Source organism: Streptomyces sp. NRRL S-495 (assembly GCF_000966955.1).
Classification (GTDB): Bacteria; Actinomycetota; Actinomycetes; order Streptomycetales; family Streptomycetaceae; genus Kitasatospora; species Kitasatospora purpeofusca.
Genome location: NZ_JZWY01000516.1, coordinates 1 through 2268, shown reverse-complemented (window position 1 = coordinate 2268; position 2268 = coordinate 1). Strand labels below are relative to the sequence as shown.

2 protein-coding genes are annotated in these 2268 nt (G+C 74.6%); one reads left to right on the top strand and one right to left on the bottom strand.

Annotated elements, in window-relative coordinates:
* Positions 1 to 346: 346 nt before the first annotated feature.
* Entirely contained in the window at positions 347 to 1531 is a 1185-nt protein-coding gene (locus VR45_RS25640) for a hypothetical protein (protein WP_045942203.1), read from the top strand.
* 10 nt (positions 1532 to 1541) lie between these two features.
* Here VR45_RS25640 and VR45_RS25635 read toward each other — a convergent pair.
* Positions 1542 to 2268 (bottom strand): tetratricopeptide repeat protein (locus VR45_RS25635; RefSeq protein ID WP_199925997.1); only part of this gene is annotated, 727 nt, incomplete at its 5' end.

The window sequence follows — 2268 nt, the reverse complement described above, 5'->3', positions numbered from 1 at the left end:
TGAGCGGTTCTCCTGGTACGGGTGCACTGGTCGGATGCACTGGTCCACGGCCTCGCAGCCCGCCGAGGGTACTGAGTGCCAAGTCCGGCCCGGCCGCGCCCCGCGAGCGGTATCGCACCACCCGGACCGGCCTGCCCTGTCGGCTCTCTTCAACAGCGTCAGAGGCTCTCCGAAGAGGATACGGCACTCAGTACCCCTCGTAAAGGAACTCAGTACCCTTCTCTGCTCCCGGGGCGAGGACATGGCAGGGCGAGATCCGCAAGAATGCGTGGACAGGAGGCCCACGGGCCCGGCAGCGCATCGAGGAGGGGCGACGGACACGACCTCGGAGGGCAAGGAGGTACTGGTGGTCGTGCATTCGGTCGTCTACGGGCAGCGACTGCGCGACGCCCATGCACTGCTCGACGCCGACCCGAGGGTGCGCATCCGGTTCACGGTGGCGCCGCACACCTTCAACCGGGGCGCGGCGGAGCACGTCCGGCGGCTCGGCGGCACGGTACTGCCATGGGCGGAAGCCGTCCGCGAGAGGTTCGACCTGGTCCTGGCCGCCGGTTCGCAGGGCCTGGAGCAGGTGCACGGCCCGATGGTCCGGCTGCCGCACGGAGCCGGGCACATCAAGCTGTCGCCGACCGGCATCGGGGCTGGGCGGACCGTCTCCGGGCTCGGGCCCGAGTACGTCGTCTGGCAGGGCCGACTGGTGCCCGTCGCCTACGCGCTGGCGCACGAGGACGACCGCACCGAGCTCGGCCGGGGCTGTCCGGAGGCGCTGCCGATCGCCGAGATCGTCGGCGACGGCTGCCACGACCGGATCGCCGCCGCGCTCCCCCACCGGGAGCGGTACCGGGCCGCGCTGGGGCTGCGGCCGGACGAGCGGCTGGTGCTGGTCTGCTCCACCTGGGGCAGCGGGGCACTGTTCAGCCGGTTCGACACCCTCCTTCCCCGGTTGGCCGCCGAACTGCCCCGCCGCGACCACCGCGTCGTCCTGCTCGTGCATCCCAATGTCTCCGCCGCGCACGGCGCCCGGCCGCTGCGTTCATGGGTGACGGCCGCGACCGACGGAGCCGCCACCGTGCTCGGGCCGCAGGAGGACTGGCGCCCGCTGCTGGTAGCCGCCGATGCCGTCATCGGCGACCACGGCTCGGTCACCCTCTACGGCACCATGACCGAAGCCCCGATCCTGCTGGCCGAGTACCCGCACCACGAGGTCAACCCGCGGTCCCCCGGCGCCCTGCTCGCCCGGACCGCTCCCTCGCTCGGCCCCGTCCGACCCCTGTCCGTCCAACTCGACGACGCCGCGCGGCAGTACCGCCGCGCGGACTACGCGGCCATCGCCGCCCGGATCAGCTCCGCGCCGGGCCGGTTCGACCAACGGATGCGGCACCTGCTCCACCGTGTCCTCGGCCTGGACGAGTCCGTCCCGGCGCCCGGTCCTCCTGTGCTGCCGCTGCCCGCACCGCTGTGGCCACGCGGCCGGGGCGAGCACCCCTGGCCTGCCGTCGACCCCGCCGTGGCAGCCCCGCGCGGGCTCTGACGGCCGGGCGTCAGCCCGCCGAGGGCGGTCCCGCAGGGGGCAGCGGGAGGACAGGGGCGTCGAGTGCCGTGGCGGCGGCGCGACGGCCTCCGGCGCGCGCGGACAGGGCCGCGTAAAGGGATTCGGACTCCCGCTGGTGGGCCGCGGCCCCGGTGAGGTCGCCCCGGTCGCGCGCCAGGTCGGCGAGGAGTCGCAGAACACGGGCCTCCCAGTGACGGGTCCGGCTCGCACGAAACCTCGCGAGCGCCTCCGCGTAACAGCGGCCGGCCTCGTCGTGGGCGCCGAGGGCGGCCTGGGCCTGGCCCAGGAAGGCGAGTGCACGGGCCGCCTCGTAGACGGCGCGGACGGCGGCGAGGTCCCGGTAGGCATCGGCGATGACAGGGACCGCCTCGGCGGGACGGCCGTCCGCGAGCCGGACGTCTCCGAGAGCGAGCCGGGCAAGCGCTGTGCCTCGCAGGTAGCCGCAGGCTTCACGAAGGTCGGCGGCCGTGCGCAGGCAGTCGGCCGCCTGGGCCAGCCGGCCCGCCGTGCGGTGGGTCTGACTGAGGCCGTAGAGGGCGTCGGCCTCGGCAAGCGGGTCACCGGCCGCACGCGCCAGGTGCAGGGCCTCGGCGTACCACTCGGCGGCCTCCTCCGTAGCACCGGCGTTGCGCAGGCCGGCGCCGCCCGAAGTGAGCATCCGCAGTTCGCCGTCGCGGTGACCGACCGAACGGGCGGCGGTCCGGCCGATCCGGTGT